The organism is Uliginosibacterium silvisoli, from assembly GCF_036017035.1.
Classification (GTDB): Bacteria; Pseudomonadota; Gammaproteobacteria; order Burkholderiales; family Rhodocyclaceae; genus Viridibacterium; species Viridibacterium silvisoli.
This window is the reverse complement of record NZ_JAYXHS010000007.1, coordinates 1-5,799: the sequence shown is the minus strand read 5'-3', so window position 1 is coordinate 5,799 and position 5,799 is coordinate 1. Positions and strand designations below refer to the sequence as shown.

The following is a 5,799-nucleotide window of genomic DNA, read 5'->3' as shown; positions in this document are numbered from 1 at the left end:
AAACGCCCGGCCAAGTGATTGGCCGGGCGTTTTGTTTTGCATGTTCGCCATCGGTGAAGCCGTGATCGGCTCATGCATTTCCCGCTGCCCCAAAGACAAATGCCCGACCAGGTATCTGGTCGGGCATCTGAATGGGTAGTCTGACGATGACCTACTTTCACGCGGGCAATCCGCACTATCATCGGCGTGACTTCGTTTCACGGTCCTGTTCGGGATGGGAAGGGGTGGGACCGAAGCACTATGGTCGTCAGACTGTAACTTGTCTATCTCGCGGCACTCGTTGCACTGAGTATCGAAAGACCAAAGAAGGAAGGCAAATCAAAGGTTGTGATCGCACATACAAACACTGCATGTTGCACTGCGTTCGCTTTGGAGGTGCGTCGTTGTTTCGCACACTCAATGTTATAGGATCAAGCCTCACGGGCAATTAGTATCAGTTAGCTTAACGCATTACTGCGCTTCCACACCTGACCTATCAACGTCCTGGTCTTGAACGACCCTTCAGGGGGATCGAATCCCCAGGGAAGTCTTATCTTGAGGCGAGTTTCCCGCTTAGATGCTTTCAGCGGTTATCTCTTCCAGATTTAGCTACCCGGCGATGCCACTGGCGTGACAACCGGTACACCAGAGATCTGTCCACTCCGGTCCTCTCGTACTAGGAGCAGGTCCCCTCAAACTTCCAACGCCCACGGCAGATAGGGACCAAACTGTCTCACGACGTTTTAAACCCAGCTCACGTACCACTTTAAATGGCGAACAGCCATACCCTTGGGACCGGCTACAGCCCCAGGATGTGATGAGCCGACATCGAGGTGCCAAACTCCGCCGTCGATGTGAACTCTTGGGCGGAATCAGCCTGTTATCCCCAGAGTACCTTTTATCCGTTGAGCGATGGCCCTTCCATACAGAACCACCGGATCACTATGACCTGCTTTCGCACCTGCTCGACTTGTGGGTCTCGCAGTCAAGCCTTCTTTTGCCATTGCACTATCAGTACGATGTCCGACCGTACCTAGAAGACCTTCGTACTCCTCCGTTACTCTTTGGGAGGAGACCGCCCCAGTCAAACTGCCCACCATACACGGTCCCCGATCCGGATTCACGGATCAAGGTTAGAACCTCAACGACACCAGGGTGGTATTTCAAGGATGGCTCCACCGGAACTAGCGTCCCGGCTTCAAAGCCTCCCACCTATCCTACACAAGTCCCGTCAAAGTCCAATGTAAAGCTACAGTAAAGGTTCATGGGGTCTTTCCGTCTAGCCGCGGGGAGATTGCATCTTCACAAACATTTCAACTTCGCTGAGTCTCAGGAGGAGACAGTGTGGCCATCGTTACGCCATTCGTGCAGGTCGGAACTTACCCGACAAGGAATTTCGCTACCTTAGGACCGTTATAGTTACGGCCGCCGTTTACCGGGGCTTCGATCAAGAGCTTGCACCCCATCAATTAACCTTCCGGCACCGGGCAGGCGTCACACCCTATACGTCCACTTTCGTGTTTGCAGAGTGCTGTGTTTTTATTAAACAGTCGCAGCCACCGATTCTCTGCGGCCCCATCGCCCTTCGTCTGTACGACTACAAGCTACCGGGGCATACCTTCTCCCGAAGTTACGGTATCAATTTGCCGAGTTCCTTCTCCTGAGTTCTCTCAAGCGCCTTGGTATTTTCAACCTGCCCACCTGTGTCGGTTTGCGGTACGGTCAGTTATTACCTGAAGCTTAGAGGCTTTTCCTGGAAGCAGGGTATCAACCACTTCGCGCACAAGTGCGCTCGTTATCACGCCTCATCTAAGATCTCCGGATTTGCCTAGAGACCACGACTACACGCTTGAACCAGGACATCCAACGCCTGGCTGGCCTAACCTTCTCCGTCCCCCCATCGCAGTAATAACCGGTACAGGAATATTCACCTGTTTCCCATCGACTACGCATTTCTGCCTCGCCTTAGGGGCCGACTCACCCTACGCCGATGAACGTTGCGTAGGAAACCTTGGGCTTTCGGCGAGGGTGCTTTTCACACCCTTTATCGCTACTCATGTCAGCATTCGCACTTCTGATACCTCCAGCATCCCTCTCGAGACACCTTCGCAGGCTTACAGAACGCTCCCCTACCACGCATATAAATATGCATCCGCAGCTTCGGTTCATGGCTTGAGCCCCGTTACATCTTCCGCGCAGGACGACTCGACTAGTGAGCTATTACGCTTTCTTTAAAGGGTGGCTGCTTCTAAGCCAACCTCCTAGCTGTCTATGCCTTCCCACTTCGTTTTCCACTTAGCCATGCATTTGGGACCTTAGCTGGCGGTCTGGGTTGTTTCCCTCTTGACGATGGACGTTAGCACCCACCGTCTGTCTGCCGTATATCACTTTGCGGTATTCGGAGTTTGCTATCGCGAAGTAGATCGCAATGACCCCTCCAACGATTACAGTGCTCTACCCCCGCAAGTGTCCGTACGACGCACTACCTAAATAGTTTTCGGGGAGAACCAGCTATCTCCAAGTTTGTTTAGCCTTTCACCCCTATCCACAGCTCATCCCCAAATTTTTCAACATTTGTGGGTTCGGACCTCCAGTACGTGTTACCGCACCTTCATCCTGGCCATGGATAGATCACTTGGTTTCGGGTCTACGCCCAGCAACTCTGACGCCCTTATCAGACTCGCTTTCGCTACGCCTCCCCTATCCGGTTAAGCTCGCTACTGAACGTAAGTCGCTGACCCATTATACAAAAGGTACGCAGTCACCCCTTACGAGGCTCCCACTGTTTGTATGCACACGGTTTCAGGATCTATTTCACTCCCCTCCCGGGGTTCTTTTCGCCTTTCCCTCACGGTACTGGTTCACTATCGGTCGATTACGAGTATTTAGCCTTGGAGGATGGTCCCCCCATATTCAGACAGGGTTTCTCGTGCCCCGCCCTACTTGTCGTACGCTCAGTACCATCCAGCTGTTTTCATATACGGGGCTATCACCCACTATGGCCGCACTTTCCAGAGCGTTCTATTAACAACTGAATTATCACGTACAGGCTCTTCCCAATTCGCTCGCCACTACTATGGGAATCTCGGTTGATTTCTTTTCCTCCGGGTACTTAGATGTTTCAGTTCTCCGGGTTCGCTTCCGCTGACCTATGTATTCAGTCAGGGATACTCATTGCTGAGTGGGTTTCCCCATTCGGACATCTGCGGATCAAAGCTTCATTGCCAGCTCCCCGCAGCTTTTCGCAGGCTTGCACGTCCTTCATCGCCTGTAATCGCCAAGGCATCCACCATGTGCACTTAGTCGCTTGATCCTATAACGTTGAGCCCTCTCTTGGCAGAGAGGACGCCATAGGCGAACTCGTACAACATTGTTTGTGAATCCGTTCATCACTGAACAGATTCGATGCAATCACAACCCATGCCTCGCTTTCACTCGAGCACTTTCGCACTGGAGCTATTTCGCGGCATATTTGTAATTAATTTGCCTTCCACTTTGTTAAAGAGCGTACAACCGATGAACTCACAAGGAGTCATTTGTAATGCACTGAAGACTCAGCGCATTACAAATGGCTACTCTTAGGTATGTGTTGTTTCAGAAGTGATCCAGAGTAATAACCCAGGTGAGTGGTGGAGGATGACGGGATCGAACCGACGACCCCCTGCTTGCAAAGCAGGTGCTCTCCCAGCTGAGCTAATCCCCCAACTTTTCTGGTGGGTCAGGTAGGAATCGAACCTACGACCCCCGCCTTATCAAGACGGTGCTCTAACCGACTGAGCTACTGACCCCTGATTGTTATCAGGGTCAGCGTCGGGAAGAATTTGGAGCTCGCAGCCATCATTCAACGTTTAGTCAAACTTGCGCTACGCCTCACTCCTCACGCTTTCCCCTCACTTCTTTGAAACAACCGATAGGTTGTGGATGCTAAATCCGGCATTTCGCTCTAGAAAGGAGGTGATCCAGCCGCACCTTCCGATACGGCTACCTTGTTACGACTTCACCCCAGTCATGAACCCTACCGTGGTAGCCGCCCTCCTTACGGTTAGGCTAGCTGCTTCTGGTAAAACCCACTCCCATGGTGTGACGGGCGGTGTGTACAAGACCCGGGAACGTATTCACCGCGGCAAGCTGATCCGCGATTACTAGCGATTCCGACTTCATGGAGTCGAGTTGCAGACTCCAATCCGGACTACGATCGGCTTTCTGGGATTAGCTCCCCCTCGCGGGTTGGCAACCCTCTGTACCGACCATTGTATGACGTGTGAAGCCCTACCCATAAGGGCCATGAGGACTTGACGTCATCCCCACCTTCCTCCGGTTTGTCACCGGCAGTCTCTCTAGAGTGCCCTTGCGTAGCAACTAGAGACAAGGGTTGCGCTCGTTGCGGGACTTAACCCAACATCTCACGACACGAGCTGACGACAGCCATGCAGCACCTGTGTCCTGGTTCCCGAAGGCACAATCACATCTCTGCGATCTTCCAGGCATGTCAAGGGTAGGTAAGGTTTTTCGCGTTGCATCGAATTAATCCACATCATCCACCGCTTGTGCGGGTCCCCGTCAATTCCTTTGAGTTTTAATCTTGCGACCGTACTCCCCAGGCGGATCACTTCACGCGTTAGCTACGTTACTCAGAAAGTCACCTTTCCGAACAACTAGTGATCATCGTTTAGGGCGTGGACTACCAGGGTATCTAATCCTGTTTGCTCCCCACGCTTTCGTGCATGAGCGTCAGTACAGGTCCAAGGGGCTGCCTTCGCCATCGATGTTCCTCCTGATATCTACGCATTTCACTGCTACACCAGGAATTCCACCCCTCTCTACCGTACTCTAGTCATACAGTCACAAACGCAGTTCCCAGGTTGAGCCCGGGGATTTCACATCTGTCTTATATAACCGCCTGCGCACCCTTTACGCCCAGTAATTCCGATTAACGCTCGCACCCTACGTATTACCGCGGCTGCTGGCACGTAGTTAGCCGGTGCTTCTTCTTACAGTACCGTCATCCACACATGCTATTAACACGTGCGATTTCTTTCTGTCCGAAAGAGCTTTACAACCCGAAGGCCTTCTTCACTCACGCGGCATGGCTGGATCAGGCTTTCGCCCATTGTCCAAAATTCCCCACTGCTGCCTCCCGTAGGAGTCTGGGCCGTGTCTCAGTCCCAGTGTGGCTGGTCGTCCTCTCAGACCAGCTACAGATCGTCGCCTTGGTAGGCTTTTACCCTACCAACTAGCTAATCTGACATCGGCCGCTCTAATTGCGCGAGGTCTTGCGATCCCCCGCTTTCTCCCTCAGGACGTATGCGGTATTAGCTACTCTTTCGAGTAGTTATCCCCCACAACTAGGCACGTTCCGATGCATTACTCACCCGTTCGCCACTAACTGAGGAGCAAGCCCCTCAATCCGTTCGACTTGCATGTGTAAGGCATGCCGCCAGCGTTCAATCTGAGCCAGGATCAAACTCTTAAGTTCAATACTGACAAATACTTGTAAAACTGGCCAAAACTCAATTCACAGCCATCTTGCGATAGCTGACTATTACTTCGTGTTGGCGCTTCATCTTTTTAGCTGCGCCGCCTCACTTACGTGAGACGACTCCGCCAGATCAAGCACCCACACCTATCGGTTGTCTGCTTTTTAAAGAACGTACTGCACTTGCTTTACTGCCTCGCTGCGTTTCGAACCGTGTTCGTTTCGCTGCGAGAGGGGCGCATTCTACACACCCTTTTTTGCTAGTCAAGCAATTTGCAAAACTATTTTTGCGAATCACTCGACTTCAACAACACCACCTCATTCGCCGCAAACCCGCGTCCAGC

At 52.3% G+C, this 5,799-nt stretch carries 2 tRNA genes and 3 rRNA genes; all 5 read right to left on the bottom strand.

Going from position 1 to position 5,799, the window contains the following annotated elements:
- Positions 1–138: 138 nt before the first annotated feature.
- Positions 139–252: ribosomal RNA gene (gene rrf, locus VVD49_RS21770) — 5S ribosomal RNA — on the bottom strand.
- 154 nt (positions 253–406) lie between these two features.
- Positions 407–3,292, bottom strand: a 23S ribosomal RNA gene (locus VVD49_RS21765).
- A gap of 314 nt (positions 3,293–3,606) precedes the next feature.
- Positions 3,607–3,682, bottom strand: a tRNA-Ala gene (locus VVD49_RS21760).
- Between the two features lie 8 nt (positions 3,683–3,690).
- Positions 3,691–3,767, bottom strand: a tRNA-Ile gene (locus tag VVD49_RS21755).
- Positions 3,768–3,926: 159 nt separating this feature from the next.
- Positions 3,927–5,455 (bottom strand): 16S ribosomal RNA (locus VVD49_RS21750).
- The 16S, 23S and 5S rRNA genes sit together here with 2 tRNA genes alongside, the layout of an rRNA operon.
- Positions 5,456–5,799: the final 344 nt, after the last annotated feature.